Origin of the sequence: Lactobacillus xujianguonis (assembly GCF_004009905.1) — a bacterium.
GTDB classification, from domain to species: domain Bacteria; phylum Bacillota; class Bacilli; order Lactobacillales; family Lactobacillaceae; genus Lactobacillus; species Lactobacillus xujianguonis.
Genome location: NZ_ML136901.1, coordinates 1 through 19244 on the forward strand (window position 1 = coordinate 1; position 19244 = coordinate 19244).

Consider the following 19244-nt stretch of genomic DNA (forward strand, 5'->3'; position numbering starts at 1 on the left):
GCCCTGAAGCTGGAAGAGTTGGTCAATGCGATTACTCCTAAATTGGAATATCGGAATACTAATGATGACGCCAGTAAATAAAATAAAGAAAGGAAAACTATATTACTTTCTGGTATGTAGAAAGACAAGTTTCTACATATTTCTATGTTTTATATAGCAGGAATTGAGATGACTAAACCAATTATCGGTATTTCCGGTTCAGAAATAATTGACCAAGGCGGGATCTTTCCTGGTTATCGTCGTAGCTATGTTAACGAAGACTACGTTGATTCAGTTGTTCAAAATGGCGGGGTACCATTCATTATTCCATTTACTGAAGATGATGAAGTCATTAAGGCCCAGCTTGATCACGTCCAAGCTTTGATCTTATCAGGTGGACATGACGTTGATCCCCACTTGTATCACGAAGAACCATTGCAAAAGATCGGTGCAACTTGGCCAGCTCGTGACCATTTTGATATGTTGTTACTTAAATTAGCAGAAGAGAAGGGAATTCCGGTATTGGGGATTTGCCGTGGTGCCCAAATTATCAATGTGGCTCATGGTGGTAGTCTTTATCAAGATCTTTCTTACCGTAAAGAATTAACTTTGAAGCACTCCCAAAACCACACGCCATCTCTGCCAACGCACGGGATGAAGGTTAACTCAGATAGTAAATTAGCTAAGATTTTAGGTAAGACTGACTTCTTAGTTAACTCCTTCCACCACCAATTATTAAAGGAAGTAGCACCAGATTTAATTCAATCAGCAACTGCTCCCGATGGCGTTCCAGAAGGAATTGAAAATAAAGAAGGGACCGTCATTGCTGTGCAATGGCACCCAGAAATGTTGCACCGCAACAAGCAAGTGGCCTTTATGAATAACCTCTTCAAGTGGGTTGTTGATAACGCCAAGTAAGGAAGGAAAATAAAAAAGTGAATACAAAAGAAAGTGACAAGTTAGGCTTTTGGTCAATTGTCTTGTTAGCCATTAACGCCATTATTGGGTCAGGAATTTTCTTGACCCCTGGTAGTGTAGTGCAACAAGCAGGTTCAAGAGCATTACTAGTTTATTTAATTGCGGCGATTTTTGCTGCAATTTTAGCCATCTCGTTTGCGGCCGCTGCCAAATATGTAACTAAATCTGGTGCGGCTTATGCCTATTCTAAAGCCGCTTTTGGTGACAAGATCGGTTTTTACATGGGCGTACTGCGTTACTTCTCAGCTAGTGTAGCTTGGGGCGTCATGGCGGTCGGCGTTATCCGTTCGACCATTTCAATTTTTGGTGGCGATTCAGAGAATTTTGCGAACGTCACTATTGGTTTCATTATCTTGATGGCAGTCATTACCATCATCAACTTGTTTGGCCAAAAGGTCCTCAAGTGGGTGATGAACTTGGCCACCATTGGTAAGTTAGCTGCTTTGGTTTTAATCATTATTGCCGGGGTAATTTTGTTAATTACTACTGGTGCATCAAGTAACTTGAATCAAGTTGACAGTATTACTCAAAACGGTCAAAAGATTGTGCCAACCTTAACCACGACTGGTTTTGTCATGGCGATTGTTTCAGCCTTTTATGCCTTCACCGGCTTTGAATCAGTTGCTTCTGGGTCAGAAGACATGAAGAATCCAGAAAAGAATTTACCACGAGCAATTCCGTTAGCGATCTTAGTCATTGCGGTGATTTATATTGGTGTGGTTGCCGTAGCGATGGTGCTTAATCCTAAAGCTTTGATTACGACTAAGCAAGTTGTAGCGGTTGCTGCATTTTTCCAAAATGAAATCTTACGGGATGTCATTTTAGTTGGTGCTTTGGTTTCCATGTTTGGGATTAACGTTGCTTCGAGCTTTAACGCTCCAAGAATCTTGGAAGCAATGGCGCGGGAAAACCAAATGTCCAAGGCTTTAACTAAGCGGACCAAGAACAACTTCCCAATTAGAACCTTCTTCATTTCTGTGATTTTGGCAATCTTGATCCCAATGGCTTTTGAATACAACATGACTAACTTGATCACTTTGAGTGCCATGGTGCGCTTCTTAGGCTTCATCGTGGTACCACTAGCTGTGATTCGCTTCTACCAAGGCAAGGGTGCTGATAAAGACAATATCTTGCCAGCCAACAAGAATGTCTGGACTGATGTTGTTGTTCCAATCCTTTCAATCATTTTGGTCATCTTCTTATTAGTTGAATACAACTGGAAGGCCCAATTTGGTGTTGTTAATGCCCAAGGACAATTCATTGGCATTAACTGGTACGCTATCGCCATGATGATCTTTGGCTTTGTATTTTTGCCATTGATTATGGCTTGGATTTCCAGAAGAGATAGAAAATAAAACTAAAAAAATAAATCCTATTGTTACTCGAGTAAAGTAACAGTAGGATTTTTTGTTTGTCTTTAAAGAATTTGCATATGGTCAGCTTCACAAGCTTCCAGCATTTCCTTTGGCCAGATTGAAGCTTGTACTTCACCGATATGAGCCTTACCAAGTAAGAGCATGCACAACCGTGATTGACCAATCCCACCACCAATTGAGTATGGCAATTCGCCGTTTAACAGCATTTGGTGGAATGGTAATTTTTCCCGGTCTTCACAATGAGCTTTCTTCAATTGTTCACGGAGGCTTTCTTCGCTAACCCGAATCCCCATTGAAGAAATTTCTAACTTTCTTTGTAAAGGTTCATACCAGAAGACTAAGTCACCGTTTAATTGCCAGTCATCGTAGTCAGGAGCCCGTAAGTCATGAGGCTTGCCGCTGCGCTTTAACTTATCACCAATTTGCATGATGAAGACGACCTTTTCTTCTTTAGCAATGCGGTCTTCACGCTCATCAGGAGTTAAGTCAGGCCAGCGATCTTCAAGTTCTTGCGTAGTGATAAAGCAAACGTGGTCACCTAAACGGTAAGTAGAACTTGGGTAACGGGCAGCAACAACTTTTTCAGTGGCTTTAATCGCCTTAAAAATCTTGTTAACTGTGACTTCCAACATATCAAGGGTACGTTCTTCTTTAGCAATGACCTTTTCCCAGTCCCATTGATCAACATAGATGGAGTGGAAGTTGTCTAAGTCTTCGTCACGGCGAATGGCGTTCATGTTAGTGTAAAGCCCTTCATGCATGCCAAAGCCATACTTCTTAAGTGCTAAACGTTTCCACTTAGCCAAAGAGTGAACCACTTCAATCGTGTCATCAGGCATGGCTTTCATGTCAAAGGCTACAGGACGTTCAACCCCGCTTAAGTTATCGTTAAGTCCAGAGGCCTTTTCAACAAACATTGGGGCTGACATCCGTTGCACGTTTAATTCTTCAGCTAGTTTATCTTGGAAGGTTTCGCGAATGCAGACGATAGCTGCTTCAGTGTCACGGATGGTTAAAGTTGGGTGGTAGTTTTTAGGTAAAATTAAGTCCATATTTTTTCTCCAATTACTTATTTAGAGCAAAGAAAAAGCCCTTCGCTCCCTAGTAGCAAGGGACGAAAGGCTTTTTTCCGCGGTACCACCCAAATTGTCTAATTCAATAGACCAGCTCATAGAGTACTAACATACTCTACCGGTGGGGTAACGTGCCGGGGACGGTTGGACTTACTCTGAAGAGTTTCATTTCGGTCAACTAGCTAAAAGTGTTTTTCAATAAGACATTGCCTGCTAGCTTCCCACTAACGCTAGCTCACTGTGAGGATGAACTTATTTACTCGTCTTTTTCATTGCTTTTTAATTTGTTGATATTATTTTAGGGGATAGCAAATAAAAAAGCAAGCACTTTTTGTGCTTGCTTGACCCTATCGGGAAAACAGGATTCGAACCTGCGACCCCCTGGTCCCAAACCAGGTGCTCTACCAAACTGAGCCATTTCCCGTTGATTGAATGCGCCCTGAAGGATTTGAACCTTCAACCTTCTGATTCGTAGTCAGACACTCTATCCAGTTGCGCTAAGGGCGCTTGTTTCAACTCTCATAGTATAACATAATTTAGCCCTTTGTCACGCATTTTTAGTAAAAAAACGTAGCGATTCCTACCCTGAATCACTACGCTATCTTTATTTTATCGAAAAAATCGAATTTAAACTATACGTTTTGATTATTTTTATCATAAGTTAAAGCAAATGAAACACAAACTTAATAATCCCCGTCCATGATGGTGACTAAAAAGATGGGCTATAATACAACAAATAGTCAATATGAGGAGAAAGCAAATGACGATTGGTCAAGCATTACGCAGAGTAAGAAATAATTTAGGATTAACACAGCAACAAATGTGTGAAGGAATCATTAGTCGACCTTTCTATGCCAAAGTTGAAAGTGGAAATAATATACTTAATTCTGAAAGTTTGGTTCGAATTTTACTAGCCCATGAAATTGATATAATAGCATTTTTTGATCTATTGCAAGATACTTATAATTCTGCGGAAAATCAAATGATTAAACAATTGCAGACTAAAATTAGTCAAGCGGTTAATAACAAGGATCTTCAAGCATTAGAAAAATATTGTTTAGATATAATTGCCAATTCTAATAGTGAGATTCTAAAATTACGAGCTGAAGTGACGCTAGCTTATTTTAAAGGTAAATTGGACGATATTGATAAATCGACACGAAGAAAGTTAAAAGATGAATTTGATGAAGGTCGTAATTGGACTAAGCGTCCAGAATTATTACAGTTATTAGCAAATACGATGCCGTTGTGGTCACAAGAAGAGTTGGATTTTTTAATAGGCAGGTTACTAGATTCAATTAATAAAACAAAATTTTCAGAATTAATGTTAGAGCGATATTTGCGATTGTTTGAAAATTGCCTTATCGTTTCTTATGACAGACAAATCCATAAAAAGAAAGGGTATGTTGATCATATTAGGGATGTAATTGACTATATTATTGGTGCAACAGCGCCATTTCATTTAATGATTTATCGGATTGAAGCGATTTATATGCAGGCGCTTTTTGAAGGAAAGAGTGATAAAGCACAAAGTATTAGAAGAAACTTGAGCGAATATGGGTATGGAAAAGCTATTGCTAGTTGGCCTGAATAGGATTATGTAACAGATCTGATACAAGGAAAATTCATTTTTATCTATTGCATTTATCATAATGGTAAAGATAGTTGTAGAAAAAGAAAGGAGGACTAAACAATGTGGTGGGAATTACCAGTAATTTTAGGTTAACTAAAACTTAAATTAAAAGATAGGGAGGCAATCAAATGTCAAGTGGATTGAAGAAATTAATCAATGATTTATCATATGGTGTTGACGTTGCACTAGATGATGTTAATGCATTAGCCGATAAGTACAATTTGAGCTCAGAAGAAAAGCAACTCTTGAATTCTAAGGATGAAGATGATCTTAAACAATTAGGGTTAAAAAAGAAAGAGTCGCAGATTGTATTGTCATACAATCATAGCTGCTTATGTGGCCCACATACGTTACCTACATATCTTGTAAGTGACGGGAAAGAAGCTTCAAAGGCATAGTATTAGCAATAAAAGAGGCTAAAATTTGAATCTCAATGTCTTGATTTAATGACATTGGTTTGGACTTTTAGACTCTTTTTTTATTAACTATAGCAAGTAAAAATGCAGGTGAAATATATGGAAGACGAAATTAGTATTGTGCTTCAAAAAAATCATATTGTTTCTCAAGATAGATATTGGGCTTATCCGGAAAATGAAAGTTTTTATAAATATAGTAAAGATAAGGTTGGAGTAAAAATACATCTATCAGCAACTGTAATTAACTATAAAACTATTTTAAAAAGATTTTTGAAATGGAATAAAAAACATAGAATTGGATTTAAAGTGTGTAAATCTTTGAAAGTTTTAGAAAGACTTAATCAAGGACTTTATGGATATTCTCAAACTGGTAAGTTTATTACTCTATATCCAGTTCAAGACACTGACTATCTAAATAAAGTTTTAGTATCATTGTATAAATTATTTAATGATTTATATAGTGTTGATATTCCTTCAGACGTTTCTTTTCTAAGTAGTGGCGTAGTATATATAAGATATGGAGAATTTGTAAAAAATCAGACAATTTTTTTAGATAAAAGAAACGGACTTATTCCAGATGTTGCAAAGGAAAAGATATTTGCTCTAAATTTTGAAAAATATTATGTGATGCCAAAAAATCTCAAAATTTTTAAGTTAATTAGAAAAAGCTCTAAGGGTGGAGTTTATCTCGCTTGGAATAGCAATTTAAAGAAAATAGTTTTATTAAAAGAAGCTACTAAAAATGCTCGAATGACTTTATCAGGAGAAGATTCAGTTTTATCTTTATATAGTGAAATACAATTACTTAGAGAGATAAGTAATGACAATTATAATTTTATCCCTAACTATATTAATTCGTTTTGGTTAGAGAATTCTCTTTTTTTAGAAGAAGAATATATAGAGGGAGAAACAATTGATGATATTATTCGAAATGACTTTAAAAAAGTAAAGTTAGTTTTAGATTATTTTAGAAATCTATTATTAGTAGTTTGTAAAATTCATAAATTTAATAACTACATTATTCATGATGTAAGTCCAGCTAACATTATTTTTTCGAAAAATCGTTTTTATTTAATAGATTTTGAAACACTATCAAAATCTAATGAAAAATTGACTACTATTTATGGAACAAATGGCTTTGTTGATAGTATGTATAAATCAAATGATAAAACAGTAGATTACTATGCTCTCGCTAAAGTTTACTATTACTTAAATAATCCTGATAAATACAAAGAACTATCTACTTTAAGTTTAAAAAATAAAGATGTGAAAACTAAGAATAATTTGTGGCTAAAAAGATGCATAAAACATTCATACAGTAATGATGAAGCGTGGTTAGAAGATTATGATAAATATATAGGTGCCAAAAATGAAATCTCAAAGAATCAATTTTAGATGGATTTTAAAACATATCCCAGTTTATTTACAACTGATTTTTCTTGTCTTATCAGCAATCTCAGCTTTTGAAGGAGTCTTAAATGCTGTCCTTTTTGGACAACTGACCAATGTTAACTATTCTAATGTTGATCATATTTACCAGTTTATTGGTTTAGCATTCGCTGCATATTTGATAGTTTATACATCAATGCTTCTCTTTTATTTAGTTCAAAATAAGATTGTTATGCTATTGAATGTTGCTTTAAAAGAAGAATATTTTTCATCTAAATTTGCTAATTCGAAAAAAACTAGCAGCTCAGATGCGATTAATTCAATTGTAGGTACTGCTAAAGAAATTGAACAAAAATATTTTTATGGGATTACTGATGTAATACAATTTATCTTTAATGTAGTTGCTTCTGCCGTTGTAGTAGTAGAGACCAACATTGTCTTAGGAATAATTTATTTGATATTGTCTGCTTTAACTTTAATTCCTAGCTATATTGGCAAAAAAAGAATGGCTAATAAAACAGAATTGTGGAATCATTCTAACTCGCAATTGGTACAGGTAATGAAAGATATTTTTGAAGGACGCTTAGAAATAATTAATTTCGGTGTCAGACATCTCTTTTTTAAACACTTTGATCATGTTTTGTTTGAAGAAGAAGATAAATATCGTCAAATGAACAATTGCCAATTTTACGTTCAATTTATTGCTTGGCTAATTTCTTTAGTGACCTTATTGTTGCCGATTTTTATTGGTCTTGTCTTCATGCAAAAAGGTTTATTCAATGTTACAGTTGCGGCAATTATTACGTTAAGTTTGTCAGCAGATCGGGTTGTCGGTTATTTAAGAACGATTGCTTTGTACCAAACACAAATGCATAGTACTGACACGATTAGAGAAGTTAACGGTTATCATTTTGATGAAAAAGCATCGGAATCTGCAGCAACGAATCACCCAGTTTTACAAATAAAAAATCTTTCTTTTGCTTACAACAATAAAAAGATTCTAGATAAGTTGAATCTTACTTTGCATGATCAAGAGAAGATTATTATCACTGGTGCTTCAGGTATTGGGAAAAGTACGTTGCTAAACTGTGTGGCAAATAATCTAAAGTATGATGGTCAGATTACTTTTAACGATCAGCCGATTGCTTCGAATGACTTTATCAAGATTTCACAAAAAGTCTGGCTTTTCCAAGGCACTGTTCGTGAAAATTTAAATCTCTTGCAAAATATTTCTGATGAAAAAATGTTAAAAGAGGCCGAAAAAGTCGGTCTTGTAAAAGAGCTGGGAAATAATCTCTTAGATAAAAAGATATCAAGCGATGCAAGCAATTTGTCGGGTGGACAAGCACAAAGACTTGCTTTAGTAAGGGGATTAATTCGATCGAAGAAAATTTACCTTTTAGATGAAGTTTGTTCCAATTTAGATCAAAAGAATAGCGATGCAATTCATCAAATAATTTATCAACTGCCAGCTACTGTAATAGAGATTGCTCATAATTATAATCCTGAACTAGCACGTGAGAACAATGTTCAGGTGTATAAGCTTGTAAATGGTAAATTAGAAAAAGAAGCATAAGTAAAAACACAATGTCAAATCTTCATGACATTGTGTTTTTTGTATATCTTTAACTTAATAATCCCCGTCCATGATGGTGTTCTTAACAATCACATAATCGACTAACTTGATGGCATTTAAATCACGGCCACCAGCATAAGAAATAGCTGACTGCAAATCTTCTTGCATTTCTTGCAGAGTGTCTTTAATTGAGCCGCGGTAAGGCACTAACATTTGCTTACCTTCCACATTACGGTAGGCACCTTTCTGCACTTCAGAAGCCGAACCCCAATATTGTTTGTAAGTTTTGCCATCAATCTTAATCACATTACCAGGAGATTCTTCATGTCCAGCTAGCATCGAACCGATCATTACCATGTTAGCACCGAAGCGCACGGACTTGGCAATATCGCCATTATGACGAATGCCGCCATCTGCAATCAACGGTTTACGAGCAACTTTAGAACACATTCTGAGTGCTGCTAACTGCCAGCCACCTGTGCCAAAGCCAGTCTTAAGTTTAGTAATGCAAGCTTTACCAGGACCGACGCCAACTTTAGTTGCATCAGCGCCTTCGTTTTCTAATTCGCGGACGGCTTCAGGCGTAGCAACATTCCCAACAGTTAAGAAACTATCTGGCAATTTATCTTTAATATAGTGAATCATCTTGATCACAAACACAGAATACCCATGAGCAACATCAATGGTGATGTATTCAGGGTGCAAGTCTTCTTTAGCTAATTGATCGATGAAGTGATACTCGCTATCTTTAATCCCTACAGAGATTGAAGCAAATACCCCTTTATCATGCATCATTTTAATAAACGGGATGCGCTTTTCTGGTTCGAAACGGTGCATCACATAATAGTAGCCATTCCTGGCTAGCCAAACAGCTAATTTCTCATCAATCACGCTAGCCATATTGGCAGGGACGACAGGAATCTTAAATGCTCTATTTCCGAACATTACACTAGTATCGGCGTCGCGCCGACTTTTGATGATTCCTTTATTAGGAACTAGTTGAATATCATCGTAATCAAAGGCTTCCATGCTAAAGTAATTACTCATTATTTGACCTCATTTAATTATTCTTAAGCTTGAACCGACAATAACTATAAGAAAAAAGCTACTACTTGTCAATAAGAATATCGAACTATTAAGAAAATATATTTTTAAAATATTCGGATTTTATGTTGACGGATCATTTTTTAATTGCTAGAATGTCTCACGTAATGAATGTTGATAAAAATTTATGAGGTGAATGAAAATGACAGCAGTTGCAGTAGTAGGTAGCCAATGGGGCGACGAAGGAAAGGGAAAAAATACTGACTTCTTAAGTAAGGATGCCAGCTTCGCTGTTCGTTCTAACGGTGGTAACAATGCCGGCCACACTATTGATATTGATGGGCAAGAATTCAAGATGCGCTTAATTCCTTCCGGAATCTTTGCGGCAGGTAAGGGTGCCGTCATCGGTAACGGCGTGGTAATTAACCCAGAAGTAATGTTTGGCGAATTAGCTAACTTGGAAAAGAGTGGGATTGATACCAGCAAGTTGCGTATTTCTAACCGCGCTCACATCATCTTGCCTTACCACATTTTGCAAGATAAATATCAAGAAGAAGCTAAGGGTGACAAGAAGATCGGGACTACCCAGAACGGCATTGGCCCTTGCTACATGGACAAGGCTTCTCGAATTGGTATCCGCGTGTGTGATTTATTAGAAAAAGATACCTTTGAAGAAAAATTGCGCGCTAACTTAAAGGTTAAAAACGAATTATTTACCAAGGTTTATGGTAAACCTGCACTTAAATTTGAAGATATCTTTGACCAGTATTATGAATACGGTCAAAAGATGAAGAAGTATGTGACTGATACTTCTGTCTTGATTAACGATGCCCTTGACCATAATGAAAAGGTCCTCTTTGAAGGGGCACAAGGAACCATGCTTGATATTGACGAAGGAACTTATCCATACGTTACTTCTTCTAACACCATCTCTGGCGGAATCTGTTCCGGCATCGGTATGGGTGCTAACCGTTTGAACACAGTCATCGGTGTCTGCAAGGCTTACACCACACGAGTTGGTGAGGGACCATTCCCAACCGAATTACTTGATGAAGTTGGCGATCGTATCCGGGAAACTGCACATGAATATGGTACTGTTACTGGCCGTCCACGTCGGGTTGGTTGGTTTGACTCAGTTGCTTTGCGTCACGCTAAGCGGGTATCTGGTATCAATGGCTTGAGCTTAAACTTACTTGATGTCTTTTCTGGCTTTGACACTATTAAGATTGCGACTGCCTATGAACTTGATGGTAAGAAGATTGACTACTATCCAGCAAGTTTGAAAGAACTTTACCGTTGTAAGCCAGTCTATGAAGAATTGCCAGCTTGGAATGAAGATATTACCCAAGTAAAGAACTATGAAGACTTACCAGAAAATGCGAAGAAGTTCTTGCACCGCGTTTCAGAATTAGTTGGCGTACCGCTAGTTACTGTCTCTGTAGGTCCTGACCGTGAACAAACTATCGTTTTGAAGAATCCATGGGAATTATAATTTATGCTTGATCGTTATACTCGTCCAGAAATGGGCCAAATTTGGTCCTTAGAAAATAAGTATAATGCTTGGCTCAAGGTAGAAATTGCCGCTACCAAAGCTTGGAGTGAGCTGGGTGAAGTGCCAGCAGCTGATGCAGAAAAAATTGCTAAGAATGCCAAATTTACCGTTGACCGAGTGGCAGAGCTAGAAGCAGTTACTCATCACGACGTGGTCGCTTTTACCAGAACAGTTTCTGAAAGCCTTGGTCCAGAAAAGAAGTGGGTTCACTTTGGCCTAACTTCCACTGATGTAGTTGATACAGCTCAGGGCTACTTGCTAAAGCAAGCTGATAACATTATTCGTCAAGATTTAGCTGCCTTAAAAGCAACTATTGCTGCTAAGGCTAAAAAATATAAGTACACGGTCGAAATGGGCCGGACACATGGTGTGCAAGCCGAACCAACAACTTTTGGACTTAAGCTTGCACGCTGGTATGCCGAAATTAACCGTGATATTGACCGCTTTGAACATGCAGCCAAAGGGGGAGAATCAGGTAAGATTTCTGGGGCTGTGGGAACTTTTGCTAACGTGCCACCAGCAGTGGAGACGAGCGTGGTGAAGCAATTAGGTCTGACCCAGCAACCAATCACTAGTCAAGTTTTGCCACGGGATCTACATGCCGAATATATTGCTATGCTAGCTTTGATTGCAACGAGTATTGAAAACTGGGCAACTGAAATTCGCGGTTTGCAACGTAGTGAAATTCATGAAGTTGAAGAGCACTTCCGTGCTGGGCAAAAGGGTTCCTCTGCCATGCCGCATAAGCATAATCCGATTGGATCAGAAAATCTTTGCGGAATGGCGCGGGTTTTGCGCGGACATATTGTCACGGCTTATGAGGATGTTTCTTTATGGCATGAACGGGATATTTCTCACTCAAGTGCTGAAAGAATCATCCTGCCGGATACTACTATCGGTATTGACTACATGTTGCACCGCTTTAACAAGATTTTGACCAATCTTGATGTTTTCCCAGAGACCATGCTTAAGAACATGGATCGGACTTATGGTTTGATTTACTCACAACGAGTTTTATTAAAGTTAATTGATGAAGCTGGCTTATCTCGGGAAAAGGCTTATGACTTAGTACAAAAGCTTGCTAACCAGTCTTGGCAAGAACAGACTTCCTTTAGAAAGTTAATTGAAGCTAGCGAAGTTATGAACTACTTGTCGGAAGCGGACTTAGATGATGCTTTTGATTATCATTACCACTTGCGCCATGTTGATGAAATCTTCAAGAAGTGTGGATTAGAATAGCAAAAAGCGGGAAGAAACTTCTTTTAAAAACAGCTTTCAAATAAATTAAAATTATTCAAATCATTTTAGTAACAGTGGCTAATCAACTATAATGTCCTCGAGAGTAAACCATAACAGAAGGATGTTAGATTATGAAAGAACTGCTTACTAAGATTACACGCATTGTTGTTTTACTACTTGGAATTGTCTTAGCTCTTTATATGATGTGGCAATTGTTCACGGGGACGAGGATGCTCGACTTTGATGTGGAGAGTAAAGGTCCGCTAATTGTGGTTGTCTTTGGCATTTTATTATTGCTGACGATTGGCGCATCGGTTAGTTTCTTTTTTAACCGCCACTACACTTCGACCATCTTCTTGGGAGCGATCTTGGCAGTGATGTCCTTTATTCTGTGGATTCGTCACCCTGAGCAGGCGGATATTTATCGCCTGTACTTCATCTATGGCTTAGTCGTCGGATTGCTCAGTCCTTTCGTGCTTGATCACAATGAAAATTAATTATCTCCGCTAACTAGTGTTAACAGACATGAAGTTAGCGGATTTTTTTAGCTAAATCAGATTGCAAAAAGATGAGAATATGCTATTATGATTAAAAAAACGTCAATGCTAATCATAAATTATTAAGGTCGAGGTGGGATGAATGAATAATAAGGAATATAAAAAATGGCTTCGTCAACGAATTTTTGAACGTTATGCCCTATATTTTGGACTAGTTTGGGCTATTATCTTGCTCTTCTCAGCTATTCTTAACCTTGGCCTCTTTTTCAGATTATTAGTTTTCCAATTTTTTGCTATTATGCTTTATTATGTTGGCGGCTGGCTCTTTGATGCCTACCGCGTCGTTAAGGGAGAGCGGTTAGTGGAAGTGCACAAGAAGGATAACTTGTGGGAGACTATTACGAGTATTCAATTGAACCGGCAATTTTTCTTTCGGATCTTTGAAGAAGTGATCTTTTTCCTAATTGTTGGCGCCTTAAACTTCCGTTTGATTCCGCATCTCTATGATTTAATGGGACAAGTTTTAGCACCTAAGACCAGTTGGCTAATGGTAAACCTAAATTTGTATGTCAGCTTTGTTCAAGTGCTTTGCCTAGCCTTAGTTGCCCTTTATTTGTTAGCGGGGAAGAATAAAGTAGTCTTTTGGTCTGCGATTATTGCCTTGCTGACCTCAGCGGTGTCAATCTACTTCAATCCGGCCATGTTAATTGCCGAGATTCTATCCTTTATTGCCAGTGCTGCCAGTATCTACATCGGCACTAATGAGAAAATCTAAAAAAGCGCGCTGCATTGCATAAAAGTGCATGGCAGCGCGTTTTTTGTGTGTTATCATATTTAATGTTGATTAAATTTGGAGAGAAGGATATAGAGAATGGCGAGCCAAAAGCAACGGAGATTGTGGGCCTTTTTTGCGGCACTAGCCTGTGTCATGTGGGGAATTTCGGGCTTATTTGCGAAAGCTTTGTTCAATATTAGTCCAGAAATTACCCCCATGTGGTTATCACAAGTGAGAATGATTACTTCGGGGATTGTCTTGTTAGTTGCAGCTGGCTTTTTAAAGCAAAAGCCTTTGGATAGCATGAAAGACAAGCACGACGCCTGGGTCATTATTGCTTATGGGATCTTTGGTTTATTGCCGGTGCAGCTGTTTTACTTCATTGTCGTGCAAAAGGCTAATGCTTCGATTGCGACGATTTTACAGTTTATCGGTCCTTTCTTCGTAATGGCGTATTTGGCCATTACTCATAAGCAGGTAATGCGTAAGATCGATGTCTTTGCAGCTATTTTTGCCTTTATTGGGGTAGTGCTCTTAGCAACGCACGGGAACTTTAATAGTTTTGCAATTACGCCGGAAGTACTCTTCTGGGGACTGCTTGCCGCTGTTGGGGTAGCCACCAATACCTTAATTCCAATTAACGTCTTGAAGCGCGTTTCTAGTCTGGTCGTTACCGGCTGGGGGTTACTTTCAGCAGGAATCTGCTTGATGATTGTTCATCCGCAGATGCCCAAGATTCCCAATAAGCCACAAGTTTGGCTCTATGTGGCAGCTGTAATTATTATTGGGACAATTATCCCCTTCCAATTAATGACCAACTCTTTGCGCTTTATTAAAGCCTCAACGGCCAGTTTGCTGGATGCCTTTGAACCATTCTCAGCAACTGTTGGTTCGGTCTTAGTCTTTGGCTTAGTGATGAAGCCAATGGACTGGATTGGTTCAATCTTAGTTGTTCTTTCAGCAATGGCCTTGAACATTTCACCAAAAAAGAAAAAAGTGAGAAAAAGTCATGAATAAGAAAATTGAAGTCACTGAAAAGAAGCGGCAGTTATGGACACTCTTAGCTGCTTTAGCCGCCACCATGTGGGGCATCTCTGGTATATTTGGCAAAGCCTTGTTTAATATTAGTCCAGCAATTACGCCGCTTTGGTTAACTCAAAATTAGGTTAGTGATTTCAGGGGCGATTTTATTAATCTTCAGTGGCATGATGCGGCATAAGCCAATTAAGTCTTTGCACAACAAACGCGATGCGAAAATGATTTTGGCTTATGCCATTTTTGGTTTAATTCCCGTGCAGCTGTTTTATTTCATTGTCGTACAAAAGGCTAATGCTTCAATTGCCACGATTTTGCAGTTTATTGGACCATTCTTTGTGATGGGCTTTTTGGCAATTACGAAAAAGCAGGTCATGCGGCGGATCGATGTGATTGCGGCAATTGTGGCCTTTTTAGGAGTATTTTTACTATCAACGCATGGGCAATTGAATCACTTGGCAATTACGCCAGTCGCCTTGTTCTGGGGCTTACTCTCGGCTTTAGGTGAAGCAAGCTATACTTTGATTCCCGTGGGCTTAGTGAAGCGCGTCTCGAGTATTGTCGTTACCGGTTGGGGGATGTTGATTGCCGGCTTAGTTTTAATCTTATTGCATCCGGTGTGGCCTCCGATTCCTAATCGGCCGGAAGTCTGGTTGTACGTAGCAGCCGTGATTGTGATTGGGACGATTATTCCGTTCTCGGTGATGGCGAATGCTTTGCGGTACGTTAGACCATCAACTGTCAGCTTGCTCGACGCTTTTGAACCGTTGTCAGCGACCATTGGATCAGTGCTAGTCTTTGGCTTGTCGATGGCTCAGATGGATTGGTTGGGATCCGCCTTAGTTGTGATTGCAGTGTTAGCTTTGAATATTACGCCGCAGAGAAAAATGGCGAAAAAACATCAGTGAAGGTAAATTAACACCCGTTTCTCAAAAGAGGAGCGGGTGTTTGATTTACCATATTTATTTTCATCAATTTTACTCATCTATATTCGATAAAAACGTGCAAAAATATTCAAGTATAAATGATAAAATTTACTATTAAGTTTCGGATATAATATAATATCTTTAACACAAATGTTTTAGTTTTGAGGGAATAAAAATGAAAACTAGTCTATTAAAGTTTTTGTTAGAAAATTAGTAATTCCAATAAAAAAGAAGCCTTTTTGGGCTTCTTTTGCTTTATTCAGCGATTAATTTTTCTTCTTAGTTGCGTTGATTTTATGCTTCGTGTAAAAGTAAGAAATTGGGAATTGAACAATGACTACAACAATTGTGAGCCATACTAGCTCTGGTGTAAGATCGCCTAGATGGAAGGCGGATATTAATGATAGAACCTCGATGATAATGATTGTAAGTTGTCGATACCAAAATCTCTTCATGTAGATCACCGCCTAAGATAGTTTAATAATTATTAGCTTTATTTGTCGATGAAAGAAGTATATCTGAAATCCAAACGGTATTGTCTTTGACATAATAAAAAATAGAAAACTTCTTTACATTAACTTTCCTGAACGCTTTATCATCGCACCATGAAATAACCTTGTATCGTTCTGGAAAATATGTCAAGGAGCTAATCGTTGATTTGATTTTATTGAGATAGTCTTGAGTAACCTTGTTAGACTTTGCAAGTCTTTTTAACATAAGACCAATTTCTTCAAGTTCATCATAAACATAAGGGTAAAGATTAATATTGTAGTTTTTCATTATGTGTTGATAGCACTATTTTGATAGTCCAAACCCCTTATCCAGTTTTTTAAAAGCTTCTTTAGCACTGATATAATTGCCATTATCCATTTCTTTAGCGTGCTTAGCGAACCTTTCCTGTAGCTCTTCTTTAGTCATCTTGTTCATGTTCATCCAAGCGGGAGTATGTTCATTGAACTTATCTTCCCAGGTAGTCTTTGTGACTTCATATTGAGCAGTAGCTTCAGCTACCATCATTGCAGTTTCGTGATCGTCTCTGTTGTTTATCTTTTTTGAAGATAAATCAAAAGGAATGCCACCAGTTAATGCAATTTGTCGTAAGTACATGTCAATTGCAACTGACATAGGAATACCAAGTTTACCTAATACTTTTTCTGCATTTTGTTTTGTTTCTTTTTTTACACGGATATTAATTGCTGCTTTTTCGGTCATATTATGCTCCCTTTGTGTAAAATATGTAGTTATATTATAGTTAATAACTACATACTAACACATAGATTGCTAGTAATGTTAAATATTTGCAAAGCATATGTACTTTTTCCCTCTAAAAAACAGAAGCCCAAATTGAGCTTCTGTTTTTATTTGTTATTCAGCTACTTTGTCATTTTGACTAAGGCGTTCATTATGACGTTCAATAATCATTTTCACCACCGCATTAGCCACGTTGACATTCTTTAATAATGGACCATGAGAATAAGAACCGATAAAGTTGCGGTAACGCAAGCCTTCTTCATGATCTTGAGGATTGTTACCGTAACCTTCAATCATATCGCCGAGGGGATGCAACATATCAGTGTTGTCGAAGTAAGTTTGACCAGAGTGATTTTCAAAGGCAGTTACTTCGCCCCATTCAGTCATATACTTGGTGTCACCGATCATCCGCTTATCAGACTTGAAGACAGTGTGGAGTGGGAAAATATCTAAGCCCTTGATAGTGGTGCCAGAGTTGGTCTTGTAGTAAGAACCCATCAATTGGTAACCACCACAGATGCAGAGCATAGGGTTGTCGTCGTTGATGTATTCTTTAAGCGTGTCCTTGTGGCGAGGCAAGTCTTTAGCGACTACTGTCTGTTCAAAGTCTTGACCACCACCGAAGAAAACAAAGTCGTAGTCAAAGGCATTGAACTTGTCGCCCAATGAGATATTGTCGACTTGGGTGTCATAGCCTTCGCGTTTGAGCAGGAAGCTTAGAATTTTAACATCCCCTGAGTCACCGTAGGTGTTCATCAGGTCTTCATATAAGTACGCAATCTTAATTAAATTATCAGCCATAATCTTTCTTCCTTATTATTTGGATTATTTAACCTGTTTAGTATAGCCTAAAAGAGTAAGGGTAGGCAAAAGATTACAATTATTAATTCGAGAAAGGGAACATTATGAGTAAAATTATCTTTTCTGACATCGACGGTACCTTAATTAATGATGAGCTGCAAGTAACACCTAAGACGCGGGATGCTTTGCGGCGGCAGATTATTCAGGGTAATCTCTTCGTCCCAGTTTCTGCGCGCATGCCCAAGGCAATCATGACAGCCGCAGAGCAAGTGACCAAAGTCTGCCCGATGATCGCTTATAATGGCGCCTTAGTACTTGATGAAATGGGACGACCGTTAGTCTCCAAGTTCATGTCTAGCAAGGTGGCAGGTGAGATTTGTCACGTAGTTGAAAAGCAAAGCAAGTCAGTAGTTTGGAACGCTTATAGTGGTTATGTCTGGTATGCGCAAAATGATGGTGAATTGGTGCAACATGAAGAAGCGATTGTTCAAGTGAAGGCAACAATTTTACCAGTTGAAAGAATTGCGAGTCTGCAAGGTGTGCACAAACTACTCTTAATGGGTGAAGCTGCAGAACTAGATGGACTGCAGGCACTACTTAAATCAAAATATCCTGATCTTTATTTAGTTAAATCAGCTCCGCATTTGCTTGAAATTATGCAGCAAGGTGTTTCTAAGAGTAGTGGAGTTAAGGAAGTAGCTAAAGAATTCAATGTTTCTTTAGCTGACTGCTATGCTTTCGGTGATAATTACAATGATGAGGACATGCTTGAGGCAGTGGGGCATCCTTATTTGATGGGGAATGCGCCAGCGGATTTGAAGTCAAAATTTACCGTAACAGCAGATCATAATCATGATGGCATTGCGGCTTTTTTGGATGGGATGGAGTAGGAAATATGAAAATAGGGGAAGCGTTACGAAAAGAGCGTAAAAAATTAGGCCTGTCTCAGCAACAAATGTGTGCCGGCATTATTAGCAGACCACATTATGCCAAGATTGAAAAAGATGAATATGCGATAAGTTCGGAGAATTTATTTCAGATTTTATTGAAAAATAAAATAGATATTGAAGAGTTTTATCACCTTATTCAAGATACGTATGATTCTGAAGAAAACAAACGTGACAAGTCATGGCAAGAACAAATGGATGAAGCTGTTAATACCAAAGATCTTCATAAACTAGAGAATTTGTGTCAGGAAATACTGATATCATCTAATAATGAAATCCTAAAAATGCGAACAATTGTGACCGTGGCGTATTTTAAGGGGGAGTTAAATCAATTAAGTGAAGATTTGAGAGCAAAGATAAAGGCTAATTTTGATGAAGGAAAGCACTGGACTGATCGGCCGGATTTATTACGCTTATTTACAAACACGATGCCATTATGGTCTCAAGAAGAATTAGAATTCTTTATCGGTAGGCTATTAGCTAGAGCAGATAAGGGTAATTTATCAGAATTAATGACGGAAAGATATTTACGGACGTTTGTAAATTATCTAGTTCTTAGCTATGAGCGCCAAGTACACAAGGATAAAGGAACTATGCATAATACTAATCATCTTGATGAAGTAATTAATTACGCGTGGTGCTAGTTAAATCGTTTTAGTTAATAAAAAAGTCCAATCTTGTTAGACTCGACTTGTAAATAGTAATAATAGAAAAGAGTCTGATCTGATTGAACTGCCTTAAGCTTAAGCGTTTTAGC

At 37.9% G+C, this 19244-nt stretch carries 19 protein-coding genes, 2 tRNA genes, 1 pseudogene and 1 other annotated feature; of the genes and pseudogenes, 14 read left to right on the forward strand and 8 right to left on the reverse strand.

Annotated elements, in window-relative coordinates:
• The first annotated feature begins 168 nt into the window (after positions 1 to 168).
• Both EJK17_RS09640 and EJK17_RS09645 read left to right on the forward strand, forming a co-directional pair.
• Complete coding sequence (locus EJK17_RS09640; RefSeq protein WP_103662493.1) at positions 169 to 897, forward strand: gamma-glutamyl-gamma-aminobutyrate hydrolase family protein; 729 nt, start codon at positions 169 to 171, stop codon at positions 895 to 897.
• 17 nt (positions 898 to 914) lie between these two features.
• A complete protein-coding gene (locus EJK17_RS09645) occupies positions 915 to 2312 on the forward strand; it encodes an APC family permease (RefSeq protein WP_103662494.1) in 1398 nt (465 codons plus the stop codon).
• A gap of 62 nt (positions 2313 to 2374) precedes the next feature.
• Here EJK17_RS09645 and asnA read toward each other — a convergent pair whose 3' ends face one another.
• The 3 genes from asnA to EJK17_RS09660 form a co-directional block, all read right to left on the reverse strand.
• Positions 2375 to 3385 carry an aspartate--ammonia ligase gene (asnA, locus tag EJK17_RS09650; RefSeq protein ID WP_103662495.1) on the reverse strand — a complete coding sequence of 337 codons (1011 nt, stop codon included), beginning with the start codon at positions 3383 to 3385 and terminating at the stop codon, positions 2375 to 2377.
• A 55-nt stretch (positions 3386 to 3440) separates the two neighbouring features.
• Positions 3441 to 3688 (reverse strand) — a binding site (T-box leader).
• Positions 3689 to 3756: 68 nt separating this feature from the next.
• Positions 3757 to 3830: transfer RNA gene (locus tag EJK17_RS09655), tRNA-Pro, on the reverse strand.
• 9 nt (positions 3831 to 3839) lie between these two features.
• A tRNA-Arg gene (locus tag EJK17_RS09660) sits at positions 3840 to 3913 on the reverse strand.
• 253 nt (positions 3914 to 4166) lie between these two features.
• Between EJK17_RS09660 and EJK17_RS09665 the strand changes: the two genes are divergently transcribed.
• The 4 genes from EJK17_RS09665 (at position 4167) to EJK17_RS09680 (ending at position 8420) form a co-directional block, all read left to right on the forward strand.
• Positions 4167 to 5000 (forward strand): helix-turn-helix domain-containing protein, encoded by an 834-nt coding sequence (locus tag EJK17_RS09665; RefSeq protein ID WP_103662496.1) that lies wholly within the window; start codon positions 4167 to 4169, stop codon positions 4998 to 5000.
• 167 nt (positions 5001 to 5167) lie between these two features.
• A complete protein-coding gene (locus EJK17_RS09670) occupies positions 5168 to 5437 on the forward strand; it encodes a hypothetical protein (RefSeq protein ID WP_103662497.1) in 270 nt (89 codons plus the stop codon).
• A 117-nt stretch (positions 5438 to 5554) separates the two neighbouring features.
• The gene (locus EJK17_RS09675; protein ID WP_161494934.1) at positions 5555 to 6850 is read left to right on the forward strand and encodes a class III lanthionine synthetase LanKC N-terminal domain-containing protein; all 1296 of its coding nucleotides are present in this window, start codon (positions 5555 to 5557) and stop codon (positions 6848 to 6850) included.
• The gene (locus EJK17_RS09680) at positions 6825 to 8420 is read left to right on the forward strand and encodes an ABC transporter ATP-binding protein (protein WP_103662499.1); all 1596 of its coding nucleotides are present in this window, start codon (positions 6825 to 6827) and stop codon (positions 8418 to 8420) included. Before EJK17_RS09675 ends, EJK17_RS09680 begins: the two co-directional genes overlap by 26 nt.
• A gap of 54 nt (positions 8421 to 8474) precedes the next feature.
• Here the strand turns inward: EJK17_RS09680 and EJK17_RS09685 are convergent, their stop codons facing one another.
• A complete protein-coding gene (locus EJK17_RS09685; RefSeq protein ID WP_103662500.1) occupies positions 8475 to 9467 on the reverse strand; it encodes a GMP reductase in 993 nt (330 codons plus the stop codon).
• Positions 9468 to 9666: 199 nt separating this feature from the next.
• Here EJK17_RS09685 and EJK17_RS09690 point away from each other — a divergent pair, with 199 nt between their 5' ends.
• From EJK17_RS09690 to EJK17_RS09715, 6 genes and pseudogenes are all read left to right on the forward strand, one after another.
• On the forward strand, positions 9667 to 10956 hold the full coding sequence (locus tag EJK17_RS09690; RefSeq protein WP_103662501.1) for an adenylosuccinate synthase: 1290 nt from the start codon (positions 9667 to 9669) through the stop codon (positions 10954 to 10956).
• 3 nt (positions 10957 to 10959) lie between these two features.
• Positions 10960 to 12255 (forward strand): adenylosuccinate lyase, encoded by a 1296-nt coding sequence (gene purB / locus EJK17_RS09695; RefSeq protein ID WP_127796388.1) that lies wholly within the window; start codon positions 10960 to 10962, stop codon positions 12253 to 12255.
• Positions 12256 to 12386: 131 nt separating this feature from the next.
• Complete coding sequence (locus EJK17_RS09700; RefSeq protein WP_103662503.1) at positions 12387 to 12752, forward strand: hypothetical protein; 366 nt, start codon at positions 12387 to 12389, stop codon at positions 12750 to 12752.
• Between the two features lie 142 nt (positions 12753 to 12894).
• Positions 12895 to 13527, forward strand: a complete 633-nt coding sequence (locus EJK17_RS09705; RefSeq protein ID WP_103662504.1) for a hypothetical protein — start codon at positions 12895 to 12897, stop codon at positions 13525 to 13527.
• Positions 13528 to 13623: 96 nt separating this feature from the next.
• Positions 13624 to 14544, forward strand: coding sequence for a DMT family transporter (locus EJK17_RS09710; protein ID WP_103662505.1), 921 nt, complete (start codon positions 13624 to 13626; stop codon positions 14542 to 14544).
• Positions 14537 to 15470: pseudogene (locus EJK17_RS09715) on the forward strand (EamA family transporter). The gene EJK17_RS09710 and the pseudogene EJK17_RS09715 overlap by 8 nt, the downstream one beginning before the upstream one ends.
• Positions 15471 to 15754: 284 nt before the next feature.
• On the opposite strand, the gene EJK17_RS09720 reads toward EJK17_RS09715, so the two are convergent.
• The 4 genes from EJK17_RS09720 to EJK17_RS09735 form a co-directional block, all read right to left on the reverse strand.
• A complete protein-coding gene (locus EJK17_RS09720) occupies positions 15755 to 15943 on the reverse strand; it encodes a hypothetical protein (protein ID WP_127796389.1) in 189 nt (62 codons plus the stop codon).
• Between the two features lie 22 nt (positions 15944 to 15965).
• A complete protein-coding gene (locus EJK17_RS12160; RefSeq protein WP_103662506.1) occupies positions 15966 to 16268 on the reverse strand; it encodes a type II toxin-antitoxin system RelE/ParE family toxin in 303 nt (100 codons plus the stop codon).
• Positions 16269 to 16283: 15 nt separating this feature from the next.
• Complete coding sequence (locus EJK17_RS09730) at positions 16284 to 16700, reverse strand: type II toxin-antitoxin system RelB/DinJ family antitoxin (protein ID WP_103662507.1); 417 nt, start codon at positions 16698 to 16700, stop codon at positions 16284 to 16286.
• A gap of 153 nt (positions 16701 to 16853) precedes the next feature.
• Complete coding sequence (locus tag EJK17_RS09735; protein ID WP_103662508.1) at positions 16854 to 17540, reverse strand: type 1 glutamine amidotransferase; 687 nt, start codon at positions 17538 to 17540, stop codon at positions 16854 to 16856.
• A gap of 101 nt (positions 17541 to 17641) precedes the next feature.
• Here EJK17_RS09735 and EJK17_RS09740 point away from each other — a divergent pair, with 101 nt between their 5' ends.
• Both EJK17_RS09740 and EJK17_RS09745 read left to right on the forward strand, forming a co-directional pair.
• Positions 17642 to 18430, forward strand: coding sequence for a Cof-type HAD-IIB family hydrolase (locus EJK17_RS09740; RefSeq protein WP_103662509.1), 789 nt, complete (start codon positions 17642 to 17644; stop codon positions 18428 to 18430).
• Between the two features lie 5 nt (positions 18431 to 18435).
• Positions 18436 to 19131 (forward strand): helix-turn-helix domain-containing protein, encoded by a 696-nt coding sequence (locus EJK17_RS09745; protein WP_103662510.1) that lies wholly within the window; start codon positions 18436 to 18438, stop codon positions 19129 to 19131.
• The last annotated feature ends 113 nt before the right edge of the window (positions 19132 to 19244 follow it).

Bases quoted from the DNA above. Each gene is read 5' to 3' on its own strand.
- purB (WP_127796388.1), top strand. From the start codon at position 10,960: ATGCTTGATCGTTATACTCGTCCAGAAATGGGCCAAATTTGGTCCTTA.
- EJK17_RS09685 (WP_103662500.1), bottom strand. From the start codon at position 9,467: ATGAGTAATTACTTTAGCATGGAAGCCTTTGATTACGATGATATTCAA.
- EJK17_RS09745 (WP_103662510.1), top strand. From the start codon at position 18,436: ATGAAAATAGGGGAAGCGTTACGAAAAGAGCGTAAAAAATTAGGCCTG.
- EJK17_RS09735 (WP_103662508.1), bottom strand. From the start codon at position 17,540: ATGGCTGATAATTTAATTAAGATTGCGTACTTATATGAAGACCTGATG.
- EJK17_RS09680 (WP_103662499.1), top strand. From the start codon at position 6,825: ATGAAATCTCAAAGAATCAATTTTAGATGGATTTTAAAACATATCCCA.
- EJK17_RS12160 (WP_103662506.1), bottom strand. From the start codon at position 16,268: ATGAAAAACTACAATATTAATCTTTACCCTTATGTTTATGATGAACTT.
- asnA (WP_103662495.1), bottom strand. From the start codon at position 3,385: ATGGACTTAATTTTACCTAAAAACTACCACCCAACTTTAACCATCCGT.
- EJK17_RS09690 (WP_103662501.1), top strand. From the start codon at position 9,667: ATGACAGCAGTTGCAGTAGTAGGTAGCCAATGGGGCGACGAAGGAAAG.
- EJK17_RS09720 (WP_127796389.1), bottom strand. From the start codon at position 15,943: ATGAAGAGATTTTGGTATCGACAACTTACAATCATTATCATCGAGGTT.
- EJK17_RS09675 (WP_161494934.1), top strand. From the start codon at position 5,555: ATGGAAGACGAAATTAGTATTGTGCTTCAAAAAAATCATATTGTTTCT.
- EJK17_RS09670 (WP_103662497.1), top strand. From the start codon at position 5,168: ATGTCAAGTGGATTGAAGAAATTAATCAATGATTTATCATATGGTGTT.
- EJK17_RS09705 (WP_103662504.1), top strand. From the start codon at position 12,895: ATGAATAATAAGGAATATAAAAAATGGCTTCGTCAACGAATTTTTGAA.
- EJK17_RS09640 (WP_103662493.1), top strand. From the start codon at position 169: ATGACTAAACCAATTATCGGTATTTCCGGTTCAGAAATAATTGACCAA.
- EJK17_RS09665 (WP_103662496.1), top strand. From the start codon at position 4,167: ATGACGATTGGTCAAGCATTACGCAGAGTAAGAAATAATTTAGGATTA.
- EJK17_RS09700 (WP_103662503.1), top strand. From the start codon at position 12,387: ATGAAAGAACTGCTTACTAAGATTACACGCATTGTTGTTTTACTACTT.
- EJK17_RS09730 (WP_103662507.1), bottom strand. From the start codon at position 16,700: ATGACCGAAAAAGCAGCAATTAATATCCGTGTAAAAAAAGAAACAAAA.
- EJK17_RS09710 (WP_103662505.1), top strand. From the start codon at position 13,624: ATGGCGAGCCAAAAGCAACGGAGATTGTGGGCCTTTTTTGCGGCACTA.